The following is a 25,538-nucleotide window of genomic DNA, read 5'->3' on the forward strand; positions in this document are numbered from 1 at the left end:
CAAAATTCTGTGTTGAAAATATTTATGGAAGCATTTATAATATTAGGATATAAGAAATTTGGTTGTGATTTGATTCAGTAGAGTAAGTATATTAAATAAATTTAGAGACATGGAACTCTAACATGATTGTGTTAGAGTTCTTATTTCGTAAAGATTTTAGTTTCAATTGCATATGGAGAATAAAGGAAAGTTTAATAAATATAAACGTGGAGGTAAGGGATGCGCTATCATAATATTACAAAGGATGATATGTTAAATGGAGACGGTTTAAGAGTAGTTCTTTGGACAGCAGGATGTATTCATGGCTGTAAGGGCTGTCATAATCCTGTCACTTGGGCTCCAAATGGTGGACTTTCTTTTGATGAGGCAGCTAAGAAGGAAATATTTGATGAATTGGATAAGGATTATATTTCTGGGATTACCTTTAGCGGAGGAGATCCATTACATATGTACAATAGAGAACAGGTAAAGGAGTTGGCACAGGAAATAAAGGTGAAATATCCAAATAAGACAATTTGGCTATATACGGGATATTTATGGGAAGAAATGAAAGATTTTGAACTGGTAAAAAATCTAGACGTAGTTGTAGATGGTAAATTTGAGCTGGATAAGAAGGATGAACAGCTACATTGGAAAGGAAGCTCAAATCAAAGAGTGATTGATGTAAAAAAAACCTTAAAAAGTGGGCAAATTGTCTTACATTCTATGTAATGTAAAATAGGACAAATATGGAATGTCCTAAAAAACAAATAACTATATAGAGTACAGAATAGGAGATGTCATGGAAAACATAAAAATAAAGTATTTTTCAGATGAAATAGACAAGGTGGAGAAGATAGTAAAGGGAGATTGGATTGATCTTAGAGCAGCAAGCAACGTCGCATTAAAAGCTGGTGAATTCAAACTGATACCGCTTGGAGTGGCTATGCAGCTTCCAAAGGGATATGAAGCACATATTGTTCCGCGAAGCTCAACCTACAAAAATTTCGGCGTAATTCAAACGAATTCAACTGGGATTGTAGATGAAACTTATTGTGGAGACAATGATCAGTGGTATTTCCCTGCTTATGCTTTAAGAGATACGGTTATTGATGTAAATGACAGAATATGCCAATTTAGAATTATGGAGCATCAGCCAGAAATAGAATTTGAGATAGTTGAGATGTTAGGTAATAAGGACAGAGGCGGAATCGGAAGTACTGGAAAGAATTAATAAAGGGAACAGCTGCATACATATGTGGCTGTTTTTTAGCTGTATGATAGGAAATTGCTTCAAGTTACTTATAACAATTGTTTTTAAAACTTTACTATTAATAAATAGTTAATGTATACCGAAATATTATAGATAGAATTGTAACATAATAGGCTAAGCTATCGACAAGATAAGAATAAGGATATCTTATTATATGACTATACTAAAAGATTAAATATTTGGTATAGCTGCAAGGATGCAAGGGAGAATGAGAATGAATATGTCTGATATGAAAGCAATACTTACAGGAAATTATAGCAGCAGTAATAAAACGGTTAAAAAAGCTGGGGATAAGGCTGGTCAGCAAAATAAAGTTATAACATTTAAAAGAAGTTTTAATGCCTCTAGAACCTTAGCACAATTAGCAAATGCTAAGACAAAATCTCAAGTGAGTGCGATTGAAAGAACAGTAAGAGCTTCCATGCAGTCGTTGAAGAAGCAAAGTGGAAGCGAAGAAGCGGTCAGGCAAATGAAGAAAGTACTGCAAAAGACAAATATGAAACGCAAAGCACTAACAAAGGAAGAGCAATTGGATAATAACAGAAAAATTGCAAAAAGTGCAGATCATGCAATACAGGAAGCAAGACTGACAGAAGAATTAAACAAAAAGCGTTTGAATCGAATGAGAAGAGAGGTTGTTGACGCTTTGAACGCGATTGATATAAAGGGTAAAGATAAAGAAGATACATTATCTTATCAGGAACAAAGTACGGAGCAGACTTCAAGTATTGATGTTAATTGTGATACTTTCGAGGTTAGCACAGGAATCAGTGAAAACGAGTTTGGAATAGCGATTGATACATTGCTGTAAGAGATGAAGAGTGGAGAAGCTATTTGAATTCTATATTGAATGAAATAATGGTTGCCGTTATATGGGTATATTTTACTGATCCTATTGACAAATGTAGCTGAAAGCAATATACTTTTGATGAAATAGTTTGATAATCAAAGTAATTGATAAAAAGTTATAAATTGGATATTCTACCAAAGGTACAAAATATACCGAAAGGAGCAGCTATGTCAGCGAGAATTATTGGAACCGGAAGTGCACTTCCTGAACATATAGTAACAAATGAATATTTATCAACGATAGTAGAGACAAGTGATGAATGGATAAGAGACAGAACCGGAATTAAGGAAAGAAGAATCGCGAAAGAAGAAACAACCAGTACATTAGCTTCGTTAGCGGCAAAAAGAGCATTGGAGAATGCGGGAATTGATAGAACTGAAATAGATTTAATTATTGTGGCAACCTTTACGCCTGACAGCAATATGCCAAGTACCGCTTGTGTGGTGCAGCAGGAAATTGGAGCAGCGAATGCTTTTTGCTTTGATATTGGTGCGGCATGTACGGGCTTTCTGTATGCATTAAGCAGTGCCTATGCATATATACAGGCAGGCATGTGCAAAAATGCAGTAGTAATTGGGGCAGAAACGATATCAAAGACCGTTGATTGGACGGATAGGGGTACCTGCGTACTGTTTGGGGATGGAGCAGGTGCAGTGGTGATAAGTGAAGACAAGATGGGTAAAATGACATTTGTACAAGGCTCTGACGGAAGTAAGGGTAATGTACTTACGTATAAGGGAAGAAGTCTGAACAATTTATTAGTAAAGAATGAAGAAGAAAATTCATTCATTTACATGGATGGGCAAGAGGTATTCAAGTTTGCAGTTAAGAAGGTGCCTGAATGTATTGAAGAGCTGCTTGAGAAAACAAATACTGATAGAAACGAAGTGAAATTTTTCTGCCTTCATCAGGCGAATAGAAGAATTATAAGCTCCGTTGCAAAAAGGTTAAAGCAATCAGAAGATAAATTTCCTGTTAACCTTGATCAATACGGAAATACATCTGCAGCCAGCATTCCTATTCTTTTAGATGAGCTTTATCAAAGGAAACAAATAGAAGCTGGAGATAAAATTGTTATTTCAGGTTTTGGAGGAGGTCTTACGTGGGGAGCAGCATTAATTGAATAATCAGTAATGATATTGTATCCTCTTAATTACTATAAAGAAATCTAAATTAAAAGAAGCCATATATATTAAGGCACTATAAAACTTGAATTTTTTAGCCAAACACCTCGCATGTTGGAGACTAAATAGGTAGAATAATTTAAGTGCATAAATAATCAAGGAAATGGAACAATATATACCAATTACATTAACAAGAAAGAGGTATGTATTGGTATGAATGAGAAGATTAGCAGTGAATTACAGCTAAATATAAATAGATTAAACCAGACACTATTTATTGGCAAGAATTTTGACTTAAAGCACCGAACCTTTTATGTAGGAGGGAAAGAGCTTTGTCTTTACTATATTGATGGCTTTTTAGATGACCATACAATGGAACGGTTTATGGAGGTTTTTATACGTATAAAACCAGAAGATATGCCAAATACACCTCATGAATTTTCCAAGCGCTTTCTTCCTTACGGTTCCGTTTTGCTACTGGATGACTATGACCAGATTATTAGAGGAATTTTATCAGGAATAGCTTGTATTTTAGTTGATGGTTATGAGCAGGCGTTTATGATTGATTGCAGACATTATCCAATGCGAGGTGTAGAAGAGCCGGAAAAGGACAGGGTACTACGAGGCTCCAGAGATGGTTTTGTTGAAACTTTAGTATGTAATACCGCATTAATCAGGCGAAGAATCAGATCCCCAGAGCTTATTATGGAAATGTTGTATGTAGGTAAGAGCTCTCAGACCAATGTCGTTTTGTCTTATCTGGATAGTAGAGTGGATCATGAATTTTTGGATAAGCTAAGAAAAAGAATTCAGGATATAGAGGTGGATTCGCTTACAATGAATAGTCAAAGCTTAGCAGAATGCTTGTATCAATATAGTTGGTATAATCCATTTCCAAAGTATAAATTTTCGGAAAGACCCGATACTGCTGCTGCCTGTATTTTGGAAGGAAATGTTGTTATTATGGTAGATAATTCACCATCAGCCATGATTACTCCCTCTTCTGTTTTTGACATTATAGAAGAGGCAGATGATTACTACTTTCCACCAGTTACGGGAAGCTATCTGAGACTGACAAAATTTATTGTCAATTTTGTCAGCATGGCATTAACTCCGGTTTGGCTTTTACTAATGCAAAATTCAGTATTGGTTCCACAGTGGCTGCATTTTATTATGATACAGGAAACCGTAAATGTTCCGCTTATTTACCAATTCTTGATATTAGAACTTGCTATAGATGGTCTGCATTTGGCAGCGGTCAATACGCCAAGTATGCTAAGTACTCCGTTGAGTGTTATGGCTGCGCTTGTAGTAGGAGATTTGAGTGTTTCTTCCGGCTGGTTTAATTCAGAGGTTATGCTTTATATGGCATTTGTTGCAATCGCCAATTATTCACAGCCAAATTTTGAGCTGGCATATGCCTTTAAATTTATGAGAATGATTACCCTCATATTAACTGCTATATTTAATGTTTGGGGCTTTGTATTGGGCTGGATTATTACGATTGCAGCGATTGTCTTTAACAAAACAATAGCAGGAAAAAGTTACCTATATCCTCTAATTCCTTTCAATGCGACTCAGTTTCTTAAGCGGTTCGTTAGAGTCAGATTACCGCATAACGACAAAGGAGTAAAGCAATAATTTAATTAAAATCAATTATAGTAAAATTTTCAAAAATATGATATAGTTATCCTAATCTAACCGACAGCTCAAAAGGGTGTCGGTTAAAGCTGTAAAATAAGCTTTTTGTAATAGGAAATTGCGTCCTATTACATAAAAATGCTCCGCCGTATGCGCACGAATGCAAGTGGAAAATGTCACTGCGTGACTGCATTCGACGCGGCAAAGCGATCAAGTCTCTCATGAGTGAGGGATTAGGAAGCTGATGCGGACTTGTCCGCTTTGTTCTAGAAGAAGCTAAGGGTTTTGATTCAGAGTAGGAGGTATTTATGCGCGATTTTGTAATTACAACAGATACAACTTCAGATTTACCAAATGACTATATTAAGAAACATAATATTACGGTATTACCTTTGACTTATGTATTGGAAGGTATTACATATAATCAAGAAAATGGTCTGGAATTTTCGGAATTTTATAATAAAATGAGAAATGGTTCAATGCCGACCACATCTCAAGTTAATCCGGCACAGGCAAGGGAGATTTTTTTAGAGCTTTATAAGCAAGGGTTTGATATATTGCATATCGCATTTTCGTCAGGTCTTAGCGGTAGCTATAATAGCGCAAGATTGGCGGCGGATGAATTAACAGAGGAATATAAGGACTGTAATATCCTGGTGATTGATTCGTTGTGTGCTTCTATGGGCGAAGGATTACTTGTTCTTAAAGCAGTTCAGTTTAAAGAACAAGGGAAGACAATAGAGGAAATAGCAGAATGGATAGATAAAAATAAGCTTCATGTTTGCCACGATTTTACGCCAATGGATTTATTTCATCTTTACAGAGGCGGGCGTGTTTCAAAAACAGCAGCAGTGATTGGAACAATGGTCAATGTGAAGCCAATTTTGCATGTGGATAATGCAGGACATTTGATAGCACTTAGTAAAGTGCGAGGAAGAAAGAAGTCTTTGACTACGCTAGTTGATAATATGGAAAAACAAATAGGCTCCTATTTAGAGGAAAATAAGCGTGATGGAGTGTTTATCGGACATGGAGATTCGCTGGAGGACGCGCAGTTTGTAGCAGATTTAATTAAACAAAGATTCGGTATCGAAACTTTTCTGATTGATTATATCGGACCGGTTGTTGGAGCACATACAGGAGCAGGTATTATAGCACTTTTCTTCATGGGAGAAGCAAGGTAATGCGTCATTGCACTAAGTTGCCTGAACATGAGATTTGAGATATAATAAGGGCATATAGGCAAAATATCGTTTGCAGTTAATAGGAAAGGGCGGTAGAGCTTTATGCGTGTAAAGGCGATTATGATACCATTTAAGGAATTGACCTGCATTAATCTCAAGGATACCTTAGAAAGGGCAATGAAAATAATTGATGAAAATAATTTGCTGTCATTACCCGTGGTGGATGGAAAGCAATTTATTGGAGTATTATCAAAGCAATATACGTATGAATATTATTTTAAGAACAGCAGTGAGAATAAGGAGGAATTTCTTAAGAATTCGGTATCTTTATTAATGAAAGATAAAATGGAAACGGTGTCCGAGGATATGCGCATTGAAGATGTAGCAGCTTTATTTATTACTTCTAAGGTTCGTTTCATTCCAATTACGAATCATTTGGGAGAATTAATAGGCATTGTAACGCAGCAGGCCGTATTTAAGCAATATCAAAAGATGTTTGGGCATAAGCATAATTCGTTTGTAATCTATACGTACGATTATAGAGGGGCAGGTGCCAGGATTATGGAGACTATTGCAAAGGCAGGCGGAGATATTCGCAATATGATGGCATTTCATACGGATGTCATGGATTTAGTTGAGATATTTTTTCGCATAGATTCTAAGGACTTTAATAAGGTTTTAAAAGCGTTGGAGAAGCAGAAATTTGATATTAGAGATGTGAAGTACGCAGAAAATATAGATAAGTGAATAGCTTGAAATTCAAAAAGAGCATTGATTGAATGAAACCTAGAATAGGATGTAAATCTAAGTTTAGGAAGAAGGATTAAATCGATGCTCTATTTTTGTAATGAATTTGATTTAATGCACGAAACGAACAATATGCATGCACAAAAATAAAATTTTTATAAACTATAAATATAGACACAATATTATGTTGATGAATATAGCGAAATGAATTAAAATTATAAAAATAGATCATTCAATTTATATGGGTATGAATCTGTTTCATAGGAGAGAAGGTGAAAGATTGGAGAATGAAATTATATTAGTGGATATTTTTGATCAAGTGGTAGGTCATGGAGAGAAATTAGAGGTACATAAAAAGGGACAGCTGCATCGAGCGTTTTCAGTGTTTTTGTATCATGATAATAAACTATTAATACAAAAACGAGCAATAAATAAGTATCATAGCGGCGGTTTATGGGCAAATACTTGCTGTTCTCATCCAAGAGTTAAAGAGTCACTGGAAGAAGCTGCTAAGCGTAGACTATTCGAGGAAGCGGGTATAGACTGTGATATTGAAGAGATATTTTCTTTCATTTACCGAGCTGAGTTTGAGAATGGACTTACAGAATATGAGCTGGATCATGTATTCATAGGAAAGTATCAAGGGGAGACTAAGATGAATGAAGATGAAATGAGTGAGCTTCTTTGGATAGACGTAGATTTATTGGCGTTAGGAATCATGCAATTTCCACAGGAATTTGCACCGTGGTTTATTACTGCTTCACCGCAGGTAATAAAATATGTAAAAGGTTTAAATAAATAGTATTCTTGTATAACACTTTGAGATTTTCAGTGCATTTGTATTTAGTGACTGTGTTTTGGAGGAAATAATAACATTCAGACATTGTTGGTAAATTTCATTTAGAGCGTGTGTTAGATACGTATAAAAGGATTACAGCTTCTGAATAACGTCTGTAATCCTTTTGTATATATACAAATAAATTAATAACAGTCACCATAGAGCCAATTTCGTTCCGCTTTTTTAAAATTCTCATCTTGCAAGAGATTTTCATTAGATGTTCTCATATAGGACAATTTTTCGATTACTTTTATTTGCTTTGTTACATGACTGCATTTGGAGCAAATATTGTCAAGTGTATTGTAGGCTGTTTTACCGCAAGCTGGACATACTGTTTGCTTCCAAATAAATAGGTCTTGATTTGAATCATAAAAATAATAATAGGTCAGTTTATCAGCACAAGACAGTTTATGTGCAGCAAATTTTCTCCTCCATTTCCGATAATCATCAAAGGCTATGCTTGCCGCTTCTATTGATAGGTCGAATATGCTTGCCACATCGTTACAATTTTTACAATCAGCATAGTGAATTACAAGACGAGGAGCCAGTATGTGACTGGCAAAAATATTTGCTTCTATTTCCTCTGATTCTGTTCGATTTGTACTATGTTTCAGCACATGATGTCCTAATTCATGCATCAGTGAAAAACGTATTCTGCCAATTGGGTAGGAGTCATCATCATTAAAGCATATAGTATGCTCATATATAAAAGAGTCATCACTCATATTGTAACAGTAGCTTTTTAGAGGTTCTTTTAATGTTGAATAAGGGTGAGCTTTCAAATCATAGCGTTCGTAAATTTCAAAGCAATCAATCGGAAAGGATTGAACATTACAGGTTTTGTAAACGTCTAATACCTTTAATTTTATAAAGTCATAATTCAAAATACATCATTCCTTTAGTCTAGTTGCGATAATAATTTAATTAGTTTCATTTTCTGTTCATTACTAAGAGACTTACCATTTCTTGCAATTAATTTTTGAAGGTCATCATAGGTTGGTTCATATGCCTTGACAGGTAAACCCTGTGCCATCTCATCAAGTTGTTCTACTGTAATTCCTAATTCTTTACAAATAATCATTACAGTATTCACACTGGCTCGGCCAACCCCATTTTTCAAGATGGTATAAAGGGTTGTATAGGGTATGTTACATTTTTGTGCAAAAGCCTTTAAACTATAACCATTTTCTTTAATCAATTTTTCTAATATCATGGCTTTTTCCATGCTAACACCTCTTTCTAATAGTTATAGTATATACGATACAATGTATTTTGTAAACAAATATTATACGATAAATCGAATATAATTCGAAAAACCGTATAATTCTATTGACAAAATACGTTATATAGAATATAATGGATATATAAATACGGAATTACGAATTAGTTATTTGATGCAACAAATAGATTAATCTTAATTATTCCATATTTAGTAGTTTGTTATATTAAAACTTTGAATACTTCAAAGCAATATAAAATGGGGAGGAAAATAATGGAAAGAGAACAAAAACAAGAATTAGAACAAAAGAAAGAGTATCTTCAATCCTATTTACCTAAGTTTTCAGCCGCTAAACGATTAGAGCATGAAATTGAACGGTTTCAGCAGGCTAGAATAAATCCGTGCATAAAAATTGACAATATGAATCATTTCAATGAAACGTATGATTTATCCTCTTATATGACATCTCTTGATATTCTTGTCAGCACGTTGTTTAAGGCAAGATATGATAGAATTAAGGCATATACGGAAATCTTTAATAGAATTGAATTTATGGAGGATGAAACAGAAAAAGAGTTACTTAAACTTCGTTATTTAAAGGGGCTTAAATGGGATAAAATTTGTCTTGAATTAGGGTTTGAATGGGCACAAATCCACCGTATTCATAGAAAAGCATTGGAGCATTTCTAATAATTGCAAGTGGATACACAATGATATATCGCATAATGTTATATTAATGCTGTGGAAGATAGATTACAGATATCTTAAAGACCGCTGACCAAACAGCGAAAAAAACGTAATAGAAAGGATGTAGGAAAATGACAAAGAATGACTTATTGAAAATGGGCTTAAATGAGGATCAGTCAAAGAAAATTTCAGATGCTTATAAGAATGCCTTAAATGGCTATGTACCTAAGACGAGATTAGACGAGGTTATTAATGAAAGAAATGCCCTGCGAATTTACATTGGGGAGCAAGACAAGAAACTTGTGAAGCTGGAACAGGAAATGACTGCTAATCAGGAATTGCAACAGCAAATCTGCTATTTACAAAAAGACAATTCAGTGATGAAGGACAAGCTAGAACAAGCCAAGAATTCCTTAAAGTTAGCTATTGAAATGACATTATGAAATGAAGTGGGAGAGTATAAGGTTAGCAGAGGCGATTAGTAACTGCGTACCTTAAAAAGGAGGTAGAAGAGTGACAAAATTAACAGAATTACAAAATACCACCAATTTGATTTATGGAGCAGTTGCTACAATTGGTATTACACTATTTGGCAAGTATTGGTTTTTGTTTTTAGGATTTTTAGCAGCTAATGTGGTGGATTATGTTACGGGTTATATAAAGGCAAAGTATTATTTGAAAAATGAAAGTTCGAATGAGGGAGCAAAAGGTATTTTTAAAAAAGTCTGGTATTGGATAGTAATTTGCATTGCATTTTTTATTTCGGCAGTATTTAATGATATGGGAAGCATGCTTGGTATCGATTTGAGCTTCGTTTTTTTATTTGGATATTTTACTTTAGCAACTTACGTTATTAATGAATTAAGAAGTATATTGGAAAATATTGTACAAATGGGTGCAAATGTTCCTGGATTTTTAATTAAAGGATTAGAGATTGTGAACAAAAAGGTTGATGATATAACTAATTCAAGTATAGAAGATAAATAGTTATGATATATTTTGTTTTCAAAAAGATGTGGGCAATCAAGCTGACATCTTTTTGAAGTATGTATGTAATAGTATTATTATATAAATAGATTACAAATTGCAAAAAGACCTGCCGATAGAATAATGGTAATTGGTATGGTAGTGAACCAAGCATAGATCATTTTTTGAGCAGTACACCATTTTACACCCTTTATGCGAGAGGAAGCACCTACTCCCATAATTGAGGAGGATATAACATGTGTGGTACTTACCGGAAGTCCAAAATGTGTTGCAACTTGAATTACCAAAGCAGAAGAAAGGTCTGCTGCAACAGCATTAACGGGTTTTAGTTTCATAATCTGTGTTCCAACAGTTTTTATAATACGCCAGCCCCCTATTGATGTTCCTAAAGCCATTGATAATGCACAAAGAATCTGAACCCAATGTGGAATAGTCATATCACTTTGAAATCCATAGCTGACTAAAGCTATTGTAATGATACCCATTGATTTTTGCGCGTCATTTGTACCATGGGAAAATGCCTGTAATGCTGCTGTAAAAATCTGAAATCTTCGGAAGCCAAGGTTTGCCTTTCCTAAGTTTGCCTTTTTAAAGAGCTGTTTAAAAAGTGAAAACATTATATAGCCAACTGACAAAGCGATGATTGGTGATATAATTAATGAAGCAACAATTTTTCCAAGACCTTCTAATTTGACTGCACTAACCCCTGCATCAGCCATTGCAGCTCCTGCTAACGAACCAATGAGTGCATGAGAAGAACTGCTTGGTATACCAAGATACCATGTTAATAAATTCCATATAATAGCTGACATTAATGCTGCTATTATAACTGTGCTGCCATTTGATATATTTTCGAGATCAACTACTTCCTTGGCAATTGTTTGTGCAACACCTGTAGAAACAATTGCACCAAGAAAATTCATACATGCTGCCATGACAATTGCTTTTTTTAACGTTAATGCTCGTGTTGATACAGCGGTTGCAATGGCATTTGCTGTATCATGAAAACCATTTATAAAGTCAAAGCTTAATGCAAGAAGAACAATAAAAATAGTTATAATCATATTATCCCCCTATATGTTTTTCATTACAATTGTGTCCAGAGCTTTTGCTACTTCTTGGCAAGCATCCATGGAAGTTTCCAGCATTTCGTATATGTCTTTATGCTGGATAATTTTAATTGGGTCAGAATATTTCTTAAACAATTTACGGATTGCTTTACGTTCTGTCATATCACATATTTCCTCATACGATTTTACATTAACGGTATGTTCTTTGATTTTGGTAAACTGTTTGGAAGTCAGCAGCTTTATTGAAGACAATAATTCTTCGGTACTGCATCCGATGTATTTTCTGAATTCTTGCATGTATTCATCTACTTCTGTCAAACCATACATATAATAATAAACAACGACTTCTTCCATTTCATCAACAATATCATCCATTTTTTCTGCTAGTAATAATATATCTTCATGCTCAATCTGAGTTATAAATGCATGATTTAATTCAACAATTATTTCGTGAACAATTGAATCACCTTTTTTTTCGTATTCTTTTATTTTTTCAGAGAATATCTTTAAATCTGATCCAGAATGAATCTCATATTTACTGAAAGTAGCCCCGCATTCATACATATTTTGAGCAGTCTCTAACAATAAGGTCATTAGCTTGTCTGGTTTATTTCTCATTTAGTACCTCCTTAAGATAATTGTAATTATTAAATATTCTTTCATTGTAAAATAATTACGTGTTTTTATATGGAATGTAAAACAATTTCTATTATTTTATCATTTAATACATATTTCAACAATTCTTTACATCAATTTTACATCAAATTTTCACCTAATTTTCAGATTAGGGATTTTGATAAGAAATGTTAGCGGTCAAGTGCCTGTTGAAATTCAACTTCTAATATGCTGTTATGAGAATAACAACTTCTTATCAAAGGTGGCAGCCAGTCAAGGGTACAGGGTTTTAACAAAGCAATAGCCAGCGTCTTTAGTTAGGCGCTGGCCAGTAACATATCAGTCTGATTACTCGATTGACGGATGAACAATAAGAAATTAATAATTAAGCTATTTTTTACAAGTATCAAAAGCAGGATTAAATGCATAAAAGTTGTTAGAATCCAGGTTATCTTGAACAATACGTAAGCCTTCCCCGAAACGTTGAAAGTGAACAACTTCTCTTGCCCGCAAGAAACGAATAGGATCACAAATTTCAGGGTCATGTATTAATCTTAAAATATTGTCGTAGGTGGTTCTTGCTTTTTGTTCGGCTGCCATATCTTCCACTAAATCGGTTATCGGGTCGCCTTTAGACTGGAACGCACAAGCAGAAAATGGAATTCCACCTGCTGACTGCGGGTATAATCCAAGAGTATGATCAACGTAATATTTATCAAAACCACTTGCCTTTATCTCATCAATAGTTAAATCCTTGGTAAGTTGATATACAATGGCACAAATAATTTCTAAATGACCTAGTTCGTTAGACCATATAGGATAGACATAAATGGTTTAAGTAATAATGTTAGTATAGATAGTAAGCTCAAATGTAGGTATATTGCCTTCTCCTCGTTTATTCTTTACATTTTTAGTATATACAACTTTTGTTATTAATTCTTTAAGTAAAGAATTTTTAGAAGCTGCATTTAGATCGTAATAAGAATCTAGTAAATTTTTACACTTTGGTATAAATACAGATACTTTTTTTTCTCTTAACTGCTCATCAGCTATCTTTTGTTCTAGACTATCAATTAATTTGATCGTTTCATTAATTCTATTTTTAATCAGTTGAGAACGCTCTGTGAATTCTTCATTCGAATAAATACCTTGTTCGAGCAAATCATATAGTGAATTTTTCTGTTTGTTCAATTTTTGAAATTCACCTTTATGCTTATTTAGCAAATTAATCTTTACAGAAATATTATTCTCAGAAGAATCATAATTATTAACACTTTCATTTAGCTCATAGTCTTTAACCAACTGTTGCATATGTTCAATAATAGCATCTTCAACCATAGATAAATTACTCGCTACCGTTGCACATTCAGGATATGGACAAATAATAGTATCAGCATGAGTGTGATTATTATAAGGACGTCTTACCATATTACGGTTGCAATTACCACATACAACAAGACCAGCCAAAGGATTTGCAATTTTATTTCGTGTATTGACTGGTCTGGGCGGATTATAAGAAAGAAGATCTTGCACTTTATTAAATAAATCTTCTTCAATGATTGCTGGATGTAGACCGTCAACAATTGTACAATCTTTATTTTGGTTTCGTGGTCTGGTTTTTGTAACTACGCCATTCACTGATTGTTTCACAGTTTTTCTTGAATTCCATCTAATCTTACCGATATAAGTAGGATTTCTTAGTATACCATTTATAACACAAGGAAGCCATTCCCTATTACCTGTTGCAGTAGGTACATTTAGTTGATTGAGCTTTCTGCAAATCAAACTAACGCCAATTCTGTTTTCACCATCTTCACCATATGCGTATAGGTTAAATATCATCTTTACTATATCAGCCTGCGATTGAATCGGAGAAAGAGTGAATCCTTTTTCATTATCTAGTTTTACACGTTCGAAGCCGTAGGGAGCTTTATTACTTACCCACTTACCTTCATTAATAGAAGACATTCTACCTGCTTGCAATCGCCTGTTAATTGTCTTATATTCTCTTCGTGACATAAATAGTCCAAACTCGAAATATTCTTCGTCAAATTCGTTATTAGGATCATACGTTTTAGAAGGAGTTATTATCTTGGTATTAGAAAATTTAAAAGCCTGTGCCATAATTCCCTGGTCAATTGTATCACCTCTGGCAAGACGTTCTACCTCAACAACTAGAACACCGTTCCAGTCACCATTTTCAATATCTATTAATAACTGTTGCATCACTGGTCGTGAAGCTATTGTTTCACCGCTTACAACTTCTTCATACTGCTTTGTAATATTGATGTGTAACATTTTAGCAGTACTCATAAGAATTGTTCTATGCCTTGCGAGTGTTTCACCTTCTCCATGCATTTCAGCTTCGGTATCAGCTCGGCTTTTTCTAAGATACATGCAGTAATTTCCGTTTAAATTAAGTTTGCTCATTTTAACACCCTTTTTATAGAAGATAAAATAATCCTCGAAATGACGAAAGGATTACGATATAATATTTTTTAGCGTAGATTATATCGAAACCATTTGGCTTGCGAGTTACATCTGTGAATACCAGCTGAATTTCAGGGTGGTATTTGCTATATATTATAGTATGAAATATTGTACCAATATGCATAAAATTTAGTTTTAAAATATTGTTTATTGTATTAAGTTAAATTTATTAGTTTTAATAAATAATGTCGTAAAAAATATTTATGCTAAATTCTAAAAAATTAATATTAAGAATTTTTTAGGTCACATCTTTAATACCTTGAAAGTCAGAATAATAAAATAGGCCCTGTATGTGTACAGAAAGTGACAAGTAATATAGCAACAAGTACAAACCTATGAACATATTTTGGTAAGGGGTGATTAAGTGGAGGAAGAAGTAAAAAAACAAAAAAAGCCAAAGGTAACAATTCGTACTGATTACGTTAAACCAGAAAGAAAACAAGAAATAATTGATAATTGTTCACGCATCATTCTTAACTATTACAGAAATAAAGATAAAACCGTGTAGTAACGGTAGAAAGGACGAGCTATAGTTTTGGTGTAGGAGAGGAGGGTACTCTTGAATCTGGACAATAAAACAGTGGGTGGGTTAATGGATTCATATGAAGAAAATGAACAGACGGTCACAATCAAGGACATGTATACATAAATAAGGAAGAGGGTACTTTACATAGTGCCAAGCGGTTAGCAATTCTCCATTAAAGGGTGTACCCCATTTAATATATCATTTATGTGAATGACTTACTAGAAGATGATATTTATGCGAGAGGGAAGAATGCTGTTATTACAAATTCGGAGATAGATAAAACAACTAAATTCTTTATGATATCTGGTCTTGATGAAGAGGAAGCAAATATTAAAGCGATAGAATATTGTAAAGAAAGAGAAGCATTATATCAAGCAGCCATTCAAAATGGTTACACTGTTACAGATGAAGAGGTATGGGAGTATTTGGATCAATTAAGAGAAGTATTGGAAGGCGCAAGTAATAAAGATGATGCTATGTCCATTATAAATCAATTTGATTCTGAAGATGATTACTGGAATTATGAATTTACAGTTTATCAAAAAAACCTACCAAAACAAAACTATGTAGCAGATTTAGAAAAAAATTATTTCAAAGATTCTAATATATCAAAGGATTCTATTAGCTCAAATAAAGGTTCCCAAAACTTCACTGATGCGGATAGTGGGGATTTAGAATATGATTCTGTAAAAGAGGAAAAATGGCAAACATCTTTTGATGAACTTAAAAAAGATTTAGTAGCAGACGAAGATTTTGAAGTAGTAAATCAATAACAATAAAATGGTAAAAAACTTTTTTGAATAATTAGAATATGATAAATAGAAAGGCCATTTAGATAAAGCAGCATCAGAGACTGCATTGGGACATATTAAAATTGGAACAGGGTTGGAGATGCAGGATGGAGTTGCCAAAGTAAAAATAGTAAATGATTTAACGACTAATGATTCATCTACAGTATTATCAGCAGCTATGGGAGTTGAGCTAAATAATAATTTTACCACACAGTTAGGTAAATTAGATCCAGAAATATCAAGTGTACGCGTAACAAAATATGGAAAAGTATGCGTTGTAGAAGGGATTTATACGATAACACAGGCTTTAGGAAATGGAGTATATGAGATTGGAACTCTTTCATTTATGCCACATCATGGTAGTGATGTATCAATTGTTAATATATCATCACCACAAAGTGTGGCAGGTGGATGTATAGATGATTATGGATTACTTAGATATCAAGTAGCTACGAGCGTAAAGGTAGGTGATATGTTAAGAATTTTTGGTGTTTATATAGCAAAATAGCATAAGTAATAATGGAGCTGCGCATGAGTTAATGTAGCTAATAAAATTGATTATCTGGTTATAAAATCTAATAAAAAAGCATTGTTACTATCTGTAAAAATAGTTTCAATGCCTTTTTAAACTAGAATTTCAGTTATAACAATTAATGTTTATCATATATGTGCTATTTCATTTTGATTTGTACTATTAAATTCTAACACCATATCTTAATAATAAAAATATCATAATGAAATTAAAGAGCCTAACATAGTCGTAGTAAAATTAGGGAAATTAATTAAAGTTCAAATAAGTGATAATAAAAGATAGAAATCTTTCAATTTCAATATGAAGCAAAGTGTAAGATAGAATTACAATCAAATTAAAAAGTGATAAATTAATGGTATAGTTCAGATATAAACGATGGAGCAAAATAATATACCCCTCCAAAATAGTAACGTTTTATTTTTACGATATCTATTTAGAGGGAGTATATCAAGATTAGTTTTATTTTGAAATTGCATAAATTAACATATACTATGTTAAAATAGTAAAAAATGCAGAACTTCTAAACTGAATAAAACAGACACAAAAACAATGCAATAATTTAACCACCCTTCAAACCAGTTAATCTTTTTCAGTACCTGAGCAATTAGCATAAAAGAGGTTAAAAACAGTATAAAACAAGGATAAAAGAATACATTTTTCTCAACATAAAGAGAATATGAAAGATATTCTATACCGAGAAAATGAAAACTTATTATCAAAATTAAACCTATGAATTTGCATATTTTTTTTAGCATAATAAGAATACTCCTAATATTAGGCAGCAAGGTTAAATTACTTCCTAATCCTATCAGTTTTGTAATGTGTTACAGTAGTAATAAATTAATAACTATATAAATAGCCGATTTTACCCTTGTGCCAATTACCATAAGTACCAGAAAATGGATTGGAAATTGTTTTTGATTTTGATACAGTAGAATAAAACTTGTTTACCATATTACTCGACCACATAAATTGTACTTTCATATACTTATTTTTATCTTTCTGCATTCCATTAAAGCAGGAATACATGTTGGAGCGATCAATACTTTTTAGCCAATTCCAGCCAAAACCAACAGTCGCACCGACTGCGACGGATGCCACTGTTGCCTGCCATCCTGTAATACTTAATGCTTTACAAATAAAGGCACCTAATGCAGTGCCTGCAGCTCCAGTTGCATATAATTCTTTTAAATCTTGAAAAGCATTATAGTTAGCACTTGCAGCTAATATTGAAACAGCAGTATCCCATGTAAGATAATCGACCTCCAAAGTATATGTACCAGATAGAATTTCACCTAGAGTTAGGGGAGAATGTCCGCTTGTTGTATCTCTTACCCAAGAGACACCAATATCACCAGTATAGGTAACACCATTTTTTGAAGAACTTAACGCCGGGTATGTATATCTATTCCCTGTACTAGCATTTTTTTCATTTATTTGATTTTGGAATTTTAAACTAAAAGCAAGTCCATCAAGGGCAAGCCGAACTTCATCTTCTGTATAGTTAGATGCAGAAACTTTAAATGCTTCTTCAAATAGATCTTGTGCATTAGATAGCGAGATTGTATCTAATTGTTCAGAGTTAAGGTCGACTAACTCTTGTACATAATGACCTTCAATTGTGTAAGGATCGATATCAGCTTTTTCAGCAGCAAATGAAACGGATGTCATACTAAAAGCTAAAGTGGTTGATAGTAAAAGAGCCATTGTTTTTTTCAATATCTTAAGCATAATTACCTCCTTAAATTAAATAGTTTGGTTACATTTGTTTATTATAATAGTCGCTTTAAAACTTGTCAATAAAAATAGAAGAAAAATAGAAGATATTAGACTCCATAACTTTTTAATTAATGTCTATCTTATATGACCGAGTTCTTCGGTTCCTATATCTGTTAATAATCCACTTACATTACTATATGGCATAGCATAACGTTGTGCCAGATAACGCTGAGAAGCCCCAAGTTCCCCGTCCGGTCCACCGTATTGCGATAAGTGATAGGGATGCTACAGGGCGCTTATTTCAAGGGATTTTTAATATAAAAGAACATTTTAAAATCGAAATGCTCCTTATCAAAGATTATCTTACTGCATACACTTCGAATCGAAGCAGTTTTTACTTCATTATCAAGATCAGAAATAAGTATATCATAAACGGACTCACATTTTTTTAAAATAATAGGTTTCAAATCAATTTCTTTATCAAGTTTAGAAGTATTGTATTGAGCTATTTTAGTTTCAAGTTCAGATCGTTCTTTTTGCAATCTGAGTTTATTATCTTTATATTCTTGCAAGGTATCAATACCATCCTCATAAGCAGCCTTTATTCGTTGCTCTTTCATAGCCAGTTTGCTTAAATCAGATTTATATTTTTCCAGCTTATTTGTTTGCGAAGCGACAGCAGGAGATATGTATACAAAATAAACCTCCTGGGTATCTATCATTTTCTTTATAATTTTTAAAACGGCATCTACGGCCTTTAATTCTGAGATTGCGGAAGATTCCTTGTGTAATCCATGCGCATATTTATAGCATTGAAAATTGCCTGTGCCGCTTTTGTTACGAGAGTCTTTATAATAGACTAAGTTTGAACCACATATGTTGCATTTTAATAGACCACAAAGCCAATGCTTTGAATAGCCAATACCTTTTCGCAGCTTTGGGGCATATTCAGCCTTAGAACGCTCTACAGCCTTGTTAAAAGTTTCGATACGGATAATTGGTTCGTGCTGTCCTTCGGCTGTAATAATTTCATTCTCGTCCTTGAGCGATCGACTACCATGTACTGACTTATTCCATCGAATTTTCCCAATGTAAAAAGGATTTTCTAATATATAATCTATGGTTCTTTTTTCAAAATTGTTGCCTCTTAATGTTTTGTATCCCTGCTCATTAAGATTTCTGGCTATTGTAGTTTTATCAAGTCCATAATTAACATATTGTTCAAAGATGTACTGAATGATTTTAGCTTGCTCCTTATTTACAACAGGAATATCCCCTTTTATCGTATCATAACCCAAAGGAGCAATAGCCTGATAGCCTCCTCGTAAGGCTTTTTCTGTCATTCCACGCATTACCTCGCCGCTTAAGCGAATGGAGTAGTATTCATCCATCCATTCTATGATACGTTCGATTAAAGAACCAAATGGACCGTCTATGAGGGGTTCTGATATACTGATTACATCAATATTATTTTTCTTAAGTAAAGATTTGTATACAATACTTTCTTCCTGATTTCTGGCAAAACGGCTGTATTTCCAAACCAGTATGATATCAAATGGATGTTCTTTGGATTTAGCGATTGAAATCATTTTCTGAAACTGAGGCCTTTTGTCTGCCTTACGTCCGGAAATGCCGTTTTCAATATAAATATGCTCTGCTGGTATTATGATGCTATTTTTTTTAGCATAATCAAGCAGGAGTCTCCTTTGTGCATCAGGGGAAAGCTCTTCTTGTTTATCAGTACTTACTCGAATATAAACGGCACCAATATGCATTTCATTATCACTCTTATTCACTCCTATTAAATATATTACATAATATTCAACTTAACCATTAATGCTTCCTGTAAAACCTGTGAAAAGTTTATCCCTTTTTTTAGAGCTTCTTCATTTAACAACCCATTCCTACTGACTTCTATAAAAAACCTATCACAAAATTTCTAAATTCATATATCATCTTATCAGGAGGATATATGATAACGATTAACACATACAAAGCACATATTGATATAAATATCAGTACAAGGAAATTGGCAGAGCTGACAGGGCTGAGTAAGAGCACGATTAATAATATAGATTGTGGAAAGACATAACCAAATTTGCAGCAGCTAGAAGCTATTGCAAAAGCGTTAGATCTAAAAATGACAGAGCTGTTTGAATCGGAGTATAAATAATTTATCATATCATATATTACAGACAAAATCTTTCAAAATTAAAAATGTCCAGAATTATGGACAAAAGAAACAGAGTTGCAAATACATCCAAGAAAACTGCATAGTATGAGGGTTTTGCGGCTTTATCTCAGAAAGGAAAGTAATAAAATACGAGGAGAGAAGATATCTTTTCAAAGAAATGAATATTGAAGAGCCTGATACATCATATAATTTTTGAATCAAACTAGAGAATCAAACATTAACCAATACAAGCACACTTACATATTCTAAGAAAGGAGGGCGATGATATGGCAAGAGAGCTAAATCTTAAAGCAGTAATTGTAGAAAACGGAGTTGAAAGAGATTTATTTGCAATGGATGAAAAAGAAAGAAAAGAGATTGGAACACAATTGGCAATAAATTTTTTCAAATCATTGGGATGTGAAGTAAGACGAAAACCTGTTTTAAATGAACAAGAAAAAAGTGACAAGAATGAACTTAATGAATCAAGAGATAACAAATAAAATTAGTAATTTAATGTAAATTAATATATATCGAAATTAAATTATGTAAATATTAAAGCCAGTGTAGTAAATATTTCTGACTTTAATAAATAAATTACATTTTCATATTTTTACATTCGATAGAACATTTTTTACAGATTTCTGAGCACTTTTGACAATGTTGTTCTTTGAACATATCACACTCCTGAGCGCATTTATCACATATTATTGAACAAAGTTGACAATGCTGCATTGAAGATTGAGCGTTCATAGACATGAGAGCTGTTGACATTTGACACATCATAGCGCACTCGGTAAGTGTACTAATGCATTTTATTCGTTTATCAACATCCGATTCGTTTAGACAAGCTTGAAAACATTCATAGCAGGCTTGAGCGCATTGATTACATGCATCAATACATGTTTGTGATTTTAAAGTAGAATTTGTTAATATTCCCATATAATTACCTCCAATTATTATTATTTATAAGACTATTATGCGCAAAAGGAATAAATATATTAAAAAAATAAGCAATTAGGAGGAATGAAATATGTTAGTAGAATACAAAGAGAAAGTTGGAAAATATATCATATATCAAGACAGAGTGACTGGTGAGTTTATTGCTACGGTGGAATAACATACTATATTAGTAAATAATCCACTCAAAACGATTGAGAAAGCTAAAGATTTTATTAAGGAGTTGCAAAATCAGCATTAAGGAGGGGAAAGCGATGTACAAGTTATTACTGGAAAGTAAATCAGAACACTTTGGAGCAGTAATCAATACAAGTGAAATGGGACAAGGTGTTCTAATTACAAAATTTTGCTTAGAATGTGTTAATCAGAGCCCCTAAAAATGCCGGAGAAATTATCACAGAAGGGCATGAGCTGTGTCAATGAGTTTTTATTTTGCATGAAGAAAGTAAAAATAAAATTTTAAACCCGGGTAGCACATAGCGTATACTATCAACCAAGCAAATAAGTTACCCATTTAGAACCTACTACAAAATTATTTAATGCCACTTGAAGTGTTTCATTAGTTGCTGCTTTTACTAGTGTTGGATTAATCGATACTAGGCATATAGCCAATGTTAATATTGCAGATATTAATTTTTTCAAGATAAGTTCTCCTTTATAATTTATTAATGCTGATAGTTATAAGTTTACTATTTTATAAGAATAGTACTATCTTTAAATGTATAATAGCATTTAAAAATAAAAGTGTTAAAAAAACTAGACGAATTTAATTTTATATTCTTTAGCAAAAAGGGAAACAAAATAAAAAAATTAATATAGCAGAAAAAACATTAAGTGGAATTGAGAATCCTACAATGGATTATCTTTTAAAAGATAGTTCTATTTTTTTACAGAAAATTAAGTAAAAAAACGGTAGGCTTTTTTCTTTGTAGTTTCGATTTGTCATATTAATGGATTGTCAAATGGATGCATTCAAAAAAGGTTGCCATTACCAAAAGAGGTGATTAACATGCCTGATATAGAAAAAGAGCACAACCAATTACAATTCGCAAAGCGGTGCTCAAATTACATATAGTCCCACGCTCCAATTTTATGGAGGTACACCTAACAAACAGGATAGTGTAGAGGCAGGTAGAACGAGTCAGGATGAATTTAATGTAAAGATGCAGCAATATGAAAAAGATATTGGTAGGTTGTGCTTTTATTAGATAAGTGAACGATAAGATCTTAATCTATTATAATAAATTTCTATTAATTAAAAATATACTTTTCTATATTTAAAAGTTGATAAAAATAGACAAAAATTGTATAATATATTAGTTACCATAAATAAAACAAATTTAAAGGGGAGAGATTAAAATGAACAAAAAAGTAATTCGTATTTTTATTGCATTATGTTTAGTATTCGTGATGACAAGTTCTACTGTATTTGCAACAACTAAAAAAAATAGTGTCTTAAAAGAATCTTTTGATACTGAAATACTCAAATCAAATTCAACAATACTAAATAAAGAAACTACTGTTGAATTGGAAAAAGAACCAGCAGAATTAAAGGAAGAAATTATTGCAGATACAAAAGAAAGTAATGTTCCAAATACTAAAGCTTATAATCAAAATACAGTTCAACCAACTAATATCATATGGTCACATTTATGGGGAAGTGAAGATATTAATATTTTAAATAGTCAAAGTACAGCAGATGGAGGATATATCATTGCCTCTACAACAACAACCAATAACTGTATTTGGCTGACTAAAATTGATTCTAATGGAAATATTGAATGGACTTACGTCTATGGCGAAGGGTATAATTGGGAGGTATATGCGGTAAAACAAACAAGTGATAGTGGCTACGTTTTAACAGGCAAAGTAAATGACGATGTTTTTTTAATTAAAATGGATGCTAATGGAAATGTTCAATGGATTAATCTTTATGGTGGAGATGAAGAAGATTACGGAAATGATGTAGTACAAACTATTGATGGTGGATACTTTATTGTTGGAACTACTAAATCTTTTGGTAGTGAAAATTATGAAGCTTATTTAATAAAAACAAATGCTAAAGGTGAGGGTGAATGGGGAGGTATATTACCTAGTGAGAATAGTTTTGAGTTTGGTAAACAAGCTTTAATTGAGCCTTCTACTGGGAATATAATTGTTAGAACTTATGGTATGAAAAATATAAGTTCTATAAATACTGTATTAAAGATTAGTAATACAGGTACTATTATACAGTCAAGTTATATTGATAAATTAAGTTCCGTTGCCAACGATATGATATTAACTGCGGATGAAGAATTGATTCTAACTGGTTATGCAAATAGTGATATAACAATACTTAAGTTAGACTCTTCTTTAAATATTGATTGTCAAAAACAATATCATGTTAATGGATATGATTCCTTACAGTATGGAAAAAGTTTATATCAAACAGATGATGGAGGATTTGCTATTACTGGTATAGTTAATAACTATATTTCCCAGTTAACTTCTGATATTTGCTTAATTAAAGTTGATTCTTCATTTGAAGTTGAATGGATTCAAACATATTCATTTAGTGATATTGATGGAGCAAATTTTATCAACCAGACAAGTGATTCTGGATATGTTATTTCAGGAGCTATGTACAATCGTGGTGAAAATTATAAATATTTTATATTTAAATTAAAATAAGTTATTTTATTTAATTATATTATTAATGCTTAAATGCAAATACATAAAGTTTAAAATTTGATGGATTTGTATGAAAAAAGGCAAACGGTAATATTTGCGTTAGATTAAGAAAATAAATATATAAATTTAAGAAAGTATCCTTCGGGGTACTTTTTTGAGTTTGCACGCCATGGGCGCGCTCTAACGGGTGGAAGTCCCGAGCTGCAGAAGTTGGGGAGTAAGTAATAGCTACAAGATAGAGAAATTGAATCAACTCATTAGGGATTGGATAAATTATTGAAAATCGGTAGCATGAAAACCTTATGTGCAAGGATGGACTCTAACATTCGCTATAGATTACGTATGTGTATCTGGAAGCATTGGAAAACACTCGCCTACTTAAGCCTTAGGGCTTATTTTTTTCATGGCCATGCAAAAAAGTTTAGTGAAATAGGTTATTCACATGAAATAATCTCTATTCAGAAAGCTGGATTAAAAGGAGGATGACTATATAATTGTTTGAACTAAGATATGGAGTGAGTGTTTTGTGTATGGTTTTTAATAAGAATCCTGTAATTAAAAGCAATACCTAGTAACATTAATAAATAAATGTCTGTTTAAATAAACATGATAAACAATGATACATCATGCAATGTTACAATGTGAGTACAAATAAATAGCTGACTGAACAGCGAAAAAAATGTTATTTGTAATTTGAAACTAAAACTTACTTAATTATAAGGGGAAAAATTATATGGAAACAACAAATAATGGAGTGCAAAAAGCACAATTTCAAGAAATAAATATAGCATCATTTAATAATAATGCGGATGTTCTGAACGGACATATCGACAAAATCGCTAGTTCAGATATTTGGGGACATGTTAAACTTAGTGATGAATATATTACTAGTTCGGGAAAGGCGGAGAACGGTATAGGGGCAAGTTCAAAAGCTATTACTGATGCTTATAATAAATTAAATGATAAATTTAAATGGAATGTTGTTGCAACTGATTATGGTTCCACACCGATAGAAGTAGATTTAGATGATTACAGTGAAATTCACATATTCGTTGTTAATAGAGCAGGCGATGTATATAGAAGTGCAACCTTTGAAATTACAAGAGATGATATAAATTCAACAGATAGGATATTCTATGATGGAGCCATGTTTTCTCAAACTTCATATGTAGGTGTGTCAATATCGGTATCAACATCTAAAGTAACTCTTTTGAATTTTGTAATTAGCGGCACAAATTACAAAGATGGTGATACACAGACTGTGATTCGTGCGAGATAATTTAAAATTCGACTAACTTTAATTTAGTAACATCTATTAACAAACGGCTATTCAAATAAACATGATAAACAATGATACATCATGCAATGTTACAATGTGAGTACAAATAAATAGCTGACTGAACAGCGAAAAAAATGTTATTTGTAATTTGAAACTAAAACTTACTTAATTATAAGGGAAA

General features: G+C 32.7%; 27 protein-coding genes and 3 pseudogenes. 19 read left to right on the forward strand and 11 right to left on the reverse strand.

Annotated features, from left to right (window positions below):
• Window positions 1-219 precede the first annotated feature (219 nt).
• From nrdG to idi, 8 genes are all read left to right on the forward strand, one after another.
• Complete coding sequence (gene nrdG / locus C8E03_RS19695) at window positions 220-711, forward strand: anaerobic ribonucleoside-triphosphate reductase activating protein (RefSeq protein WP_110291914.1); 492 nt, start codon at window positions 220-222, stop codon at window positions 709-711.
• A 70-nt stretch (window positions 712-781) separates the two neighbouring features.
• Window positions 782-1,213: a dUTP diphosphatase gene (locus C8E03_RS19700; RefSeq protein ID WP_110291915.1), complete on the forward strand. Its 432-nt coding sequence runs from the start codon at window positions 782-784 to the stop codon at window positions 1,211-1,213.
• Between the two features lie 247 nt (window positions 1,214-1,460).
• On the forward strand, window positions 1,461-2,063 hold the full coding sequence (locus C8E03_RS19705; RefSeq protein WP_146212344.1) for a hypothetical protein: 603 nt from the start codon (window positions 1,461-1,463) through the stop codon (window positions 2,061-2,063).
• 206 nt (window positions 2,064-2,269) lie between these two features.
• The gene (locus C8E03_RS19710) at window positions 2,270-3,229 is read left to right on the forward strand and encodes a beta-ketoacyl-ACP synthase III (protein WP_110291917.1); all 960 of its coding nucleotides are present in this window, start codon (window positions 2,270-2,272) and stop codon (window positions 3,227-3,229) included.
• A 210-nt stretch (window positions 3,230-3,439) separates the two neighbouring features.
• Window positions 3,440-4,867 carry a spore germination protein gene (locus C8E03_RS19715; RefSeq protein WP_110291918.1) on the forward strand — a complete coding sequence of 476 codons (1,428 nt, stop codon included), beginning with the start codon at window positions 3,440-3,442 and terminating at the stop codon, window positions 4,865-4,867.
• Between the two features lie 308 nt (window positions 4,868-5,175).
• Window positions 5,176-6,051, forward strand: coding sequence for a DegV family protein (locus C8E03_RS19720; RefSeq protein WP_094377649.1), 876 nt, complete (start codon window positions 5,176-5,178; stop codon window positions 6,049-6,051).
• Window positions 6,052-6,153: 102 nt separating this feature from the next.
• Entirely contained in the window at window positions 6,154-6,798 is a 645-nt protein-coding gene (locus C8E03_RS19725) for a CBS domain-containing protein (protein WP_094377648.1), read from the forward strand.
• A 280-nt stretch (window positions 6,799-7,078) separates the two neighbouring features.
• Window positions 7,079-7,600, forward strand: a complete 522-nt coding sequence (gene idi, locus C8E03_RS19730) for an isopentenyl-diphosphate Delta-isomerase (RefSeq protein ID WP_094377647.1) — start codon at window positions 7,079-7,081, stop codon at window positions 7,598-7,600.
• A 179-nt stretch (window positions 7,601-7,779) separates the two neighbouring features.
• Here idi and C8E03_RS19735 read toward each other — a convergent pair whose 3' ends face one another.
• A complete protein-coding gene (locus C8E03_RS19735; RefSeq protein WP_110291919.1) occupies window positions 7,780-8,520 on the reverse strand; it encodes an ImmA/IrrE family metallo-endopeptidase in 741 nt (246 codons plus the stop codon).
• A gap of 14 nt (window positions 8,521-8,534) precedes the next feature.
• Complete coding sequence (locus tag C8E03_RS19740; protein WP_094377645.1) at window positions 8,535-8,861, reverse strand: helix-turn-helix domain-containing protein; 327 nt, start codon at window positions 8,859-8,861, stop codon at window positions 8,535-8,537.
• Window positions 8,862-9,128: 267 nt separating this feature from the next.
• Between C8E03_RS19740 and C8E03_RS19745 the strand changes: the two genes are divergently transcribed.
• The 3 genes from C8E03_RS19745 to C8E03_RS19755 all read left to right on the forward strand — a co-directional run bounded on the left by C8E03_RS19745 (window position 9,129) and on the right by C8E03_RS19755 (window position 10,529).
• Window positions 9,129-9,545, forward strand: coding sequence for a hypothetical protein (locus tag C8E03_RS19745; RefSeq protein ID WP_110291920.1), 417 nt, complete (start codon window positions 9,129-9,131; stop codon window positions 9,543-9,545).
• A gap of 128 nt (window positions 9,546-9,673) precedes the next feature.
• Complete coding sequence (locus tag C8E03_RS19750) at window positions 9,674-9,985, forward strand: phage scaffolding protein (protein WP_094377643.1); 312 nt, start codon at window positions 9,674-9,676, stop codon at window positions 9,983-9,985.
• A gap of 70 nt (window positions 9,986-10,055) precedes the next feature.
• Complete coding sequence (locus tag C8E03_RS19755; protein WP_110291921.1) at window positions 10,056-10,529, forward strand: phage holin family protein; 474 nt, start codon at window positions 10,056-10,058, stop codon at window positions 10,527-10,529.
• Between the two features lie 77 nt (window positions 10,530-10,606).
• On the opposite strand, the gene C8E03_RS19760 is transcribed toward C8E03_RS19755, so the two are convergent.
• The 4 genes and pseudogenes from C8E03_RS19760 to C8E03_RS19775 all read right to left on the reverse strand — a co-directional run bounded on the left by C8E03_RS19760 (window position 10,607) and on the right by C8E03_RS19775 (window position 14,644).
• Window positions 10,607-11,593 (reverse strand): inorganic phosphate transporter, encoded by a 987-nt coding sequence (locus tag C8E03_RS19760; protein WP_094377641.1) that lies wholly within the window; start codon window positions 11,591-11,593, stop codon window positions 10,607-10,609.
• A gap of 9 nt (window positions 11,594-11,602) precedes the next feature.
• Entirely contained in the window at window positions 11,603-12,217 is a 615-nt protein-coding gene (locus C8E03_RS19765; protein WP_094377640.1) for a DUF47 domain-containing protein, read from the reverse strand.
• Between the two features lie 387 nt (window positions 12,218-12,604).
• Window positions 12,605-13,030: pseudogene (locus C8E03_RS19770) on the reverse strand (manganese catalase family protein); the annotation flags it as partial.
• Window positions 13,031-13,048: 18 nt separating this feature from the next.
• The gene (locus C8E03_RS19775) at window positions 13,049-14,644 is read right to left on the reverse strand and encodes a recombinase family protein (RefSeq protein WP_110291922.1); all 1,596 of its coding nucleotides are present in this window, start codon (window positions 14,642-14,644) and stop codon (window positions 13,049-13,051) included.
• 424 nt (window positions 14,645-15,068) lie between these two features.
• Between C8E03_RS19775 and C8E03_RS22125 the strand changes: the two genes are divergently transcribed.
• The 3 genes from C8E03_RS22125 to C8E03_RS19785 all read left to right on the forward strand — a co-directional run bounded on the left by C8E03_RS22125 (window position 15,069) and on the right by C8E03_RS19785 (window position 16,529).
• Window positions 15,069-15,212 (forward strand): hypothetical protein, encoded by a 144-nt coding sequence (locus tag C8E03_RS22125; RefSeq protein WP_170123078.1) that lies wholly within the window; start codon window positions 15,069-15,071, stop codon window positions 15,210-15,212.
• A gap of 224 nt (window positions 15,213-15,436) precedes the next feature.
• Window positions 15,437-16,003, forward strand: a complete 567-nt coding sequence (locus C8E03_RS19780) for a hypothetical protein (protein ID WP_110291923.1) — start codon at window positions 15,437-15,439, stop codon at window positions 16,001-16,003.
• 85 nt (window positions 16,004-16,088) lie between these two features.
• Window positions 16,089-16,529: a hypothetical protein gene (locus C8E03_RS19785; RefSeq protein WP_110291924.1), complete on the forward strand. Its 441-nt coding sequence runs from the start codon at window positions 16,089-16,091 to the stop codon at window positions 16,527-16,529.
• A gap of 864 nt (window positions 16,530-17,393) precedes the next feature.
• Here C8E03_RS19785 and C8E03_RS19795 read toward each other — a convergent pair.
• The 3 genes and pseudogenes from C8E03_RS19795 to C8E03_RS19805 all read right to left on the reverse strand — a co-directional run bounded on the left by C8E03_RS19795 (window position 17,394) and on the right by C8E03_RS19805 (window position 20,047).
• Window positions 17,394-18,284: a hypothetical protein gene (locus tag C8E03_RS19795; protein WP_110291926.1), complete on the reverse strand. Its 891-nt coding sequence runs from the start codon at window positions 18,282-18,284 to the stop codon at window positions 17,394-17,396.
• 129 nt (window positions 18,285-18,413) lie between these two features.
• Window positions 18,414-18,545 (reverse strand): annotated as a pseudogene (locus C8E03_RS22890) (manganese catalase family protein); the annotation flags it as partial.
• 23 nt (window positions 18,546-18,568) lie between these two features.
• Window positions 18,569-20,047, reverse strand: a complete 1,479-nt coding sequence (locus tag C8E03_RS19805) for a recombinase family protein (RefSeq protein ID WP_110291927.1) — start codon at window positions 20,045-20,047, stop codon at window positions 18,569-18,571.
• Between the two features lie 685 nt (window positions 20,048-20,732).
• Here C8E03_RS19805 and C8E03_RS19815 point away from each other — a divergent pair.
• The gene (locus tag C8E03_RS19815; protein ID WP_110291928.1) at window positions 20,733-20,948 is read left to right on the forward strand and encodes a hypothetical protein; all 216 of its coding nucleotides are present in this window, start codon (window positions 20,733-20,735) and stop codon (window positions 20,946-20,948) included.
• A gap of 94 nt (window positions 20,949-21,042) precedes the next feature.
• On the opposite strand, the gene C8E03_RS19820 is transcribed toward C8E03_RS19815, so the two are convergent.
• A complete protein-coding gene (locus C8E03_RS19820) occupies window positions 21,043-21,387 on the reverse strand; it encodes a four-helix bundle copper-binding protein (RefSeq protein ID WP_110291929.1) in 345 nt (114 codons plus the stop codon).
• A 272-nt stretch (window positions 21,388-21,659) separates the two neighbouring features.
• On the opposite strand from C8E03_RS19820, the gene C8E03_RS22640 reads away from it, so the two are divergent.
• Window positions 21,660-21,782 (forward strand): hypothetical protein, encoded by a 123-nt coding sequence (locus C8E03_RS22640; RefSeq protein ID WP_278321203.1) that lies wholly within the window; start codon window positions 21,660-21,662, stop codon window positions 21,780-21,782.
• 112 nt (window positions 21,783-21,894) lie between these two features.
• Here the strand turns inward: C8E03_RS22640 and C8E03_RS22130 are convergent, their stop codons facing one another.
• The gene (locus C8E03_RS22130) at window positions 21,895-22,047 is read right to left on the reverse strand and encodes a hypothetical protein (RefSeq protein WP_170123079.1); all 153 of its coding nucleotides are present in this window, start codon (window positions 22,045-22,047) and stop codon (window positions 21,895-21,897) included.
• Between the two features lie 717 nt (window positions 22,048-22,764).
• Here C8E03_RS22130 and C8E03_RS19825 point away from each other — a divergent pair.
• From C8E03_RS19825 to C8E03_RS19835, 3 genes and pseudogenes are all read left to right on the forward strand, one after another.
• Window positions 22,765-24,078: a hypothetical protein gene (locus tag C8E03_RS19825; protein ID WP_110291930.1), complete on the forward strand. Its 1,314-nt coding sequence runs from the start codon at window positions 22,765-22,767 to the stop codon at window positions 24,076-24,078.
• A 199-nt stretch (window positions 24,079-24,277) separates the two neighbouring features.
• Window positions 24,278-24,447 (forward strand): annotated as a pseudogene (locus C8E03_RS22895) (group II intron maturase-specific domain-containing protein); the annotation flags it as partial.
• A 364-nt stretch (window positions 24,448-24,811) separates the two neighbouring features.
• Window positions 24,812-25,357, forward strand: coding sequence for a hypothetical protein (locus C8E03_RS19835; RefSeq protein WP_110291931.1), 546 nt, complete (start codon window positions 24,812-24,814; stop codon window positions 25,355-25,357).
• The last annotated feature ends 181 nt before the right edge of the window (window positions 25,358-25,538 follow it).

Source organism: Lachnotalea glycerini (assembly GCF_003201285.1).
Lineage (GTDB): Bacteria > Bacillota > Clostridia > Lachnospirales > Lachnospiraceae > Lachnotalea > Lachnotalea glycerini.